General features: G+C 66.4%; 3 protein-coding genes. All 3 read right to left on the reverse strand.

Annotated features, from left to right (window positions below; all coding sequences use genetic code 11):
* Positions 1-114 (reverse strand): uL22 family ribosomal protein (locus tag ACF088_RS41430; protein WP_309031984.1); only part of this gene is annotated, 114 nt, incomplete at its 3' end.
* A 42-nt stretch (positions 115-156) separates the two neighbouring features.
* Entirely contained in the window at positions 157-438 is a 282-nt protein-coding gene (rpsS, locus tag ACF088_RS41435) for a 30S ribosomal protein S19 (RefSeq protein ID WP_003974263.1), read from the reverse strand.
* Between the two features lie 12 nt (positions 439-450).
* Positions 451-1,017, reverse strand: a 567-nt coding sequence (gene rplB / locus ACF088_RS41440; protein ID WP_392381148.1) for a 50S ribosomal protein L2, incomplete at its 5' end; no start/stop codon positions are given.

Here is a 1,017-nt window from a genome sequence, read left to right on the forward strand (position 1 = left end):
GAAACGCAGGACCGCCTGAGCCTCCGTGGCATCCATGCCACGGATGAGGTCCACCACGCGGCGGGCCTTCATGGGCGTGACGCGGATGTACCGCGCCTGGGCCCTGGCTTCCATGGTTGTCCCTTCAGTGTTTGTCATGGTCATTCCACCCCGCTGTTAGCGGCGCTTCGACTTCCGGTCGTCCTTGACGTGACCCCGGAAGGTGCGCGTCGGCGAGAACTCGCCGAGCTTGTGGCCGACCATGGACTCGGTGACAAACACCGGGATGTGGGTCTTGCCGTTGTGCACCGCGATCGTGTGGCCGAGCATCGCCGGGACGATCATCGAGCGACGGGACCAGGTCTTGATGACGTTCTTGGTACCGGCTTCGTTCTGCGTGTCCACCTTCTTGATCAGGTGGTCGTCGACGAAGGGTCCCTTCTTCAAGCTACGAGGCATCTCAACCCGTCCTTAGCGCTTCTTGTTCGTCTTGCGGCGGCGGACGATGTACTTGTTCGACGCCTTCTTGGGCGAACGAGTACGGCCTTCCTTCTTGCCCCACGGGGACACGGGGTGGCGACCACCGGAGGTCCGGCCCTCACCACCACCGTGCGGGTGGTCCACCGGGTTCATGACCACACCACGGACGGTCGGGCGAACGCCCAGCCACCGCTTGCGGCCCGCCTTGCCCCAGTTGATGTTGCTCTGCTCGGCGTTGCCGACCTCGCCGACCGTGGCGCGGCAGCGCTGGTCGACCAGGCGGATCTCTCCGGACGGCATGCGCAGGTGGGCCATGGTGCCCTCCTTCGCGAGCAGCTGCACGGAGGCACCGGCGGAGCGGGCGAACTTGGCGCCGCCACCGGGACGGAGCTCGATCGCGTGGATCGTGGTACCGACCGGGATGTTGCGGAGCGCCAGGTTGTTGCCCGGCTTGATGTCGGCCCCGGGACCGTTCTCGACGCGGTCACCCTGCTGGAGGTTGCGCGGGGCGAGGATGTAGCGCTTCTCGCCGTCCGCGTAGTGCAGCAGCGCGATGCG

This window comes from Streptomyces sp. NPDC015125 (genome assembly GCF_043080045.1).
Lineage (GTDB): Bacteria > Actinomycetota > Actinomycetes > Streptomycetales > Streptomycetaceae > Streptomyces.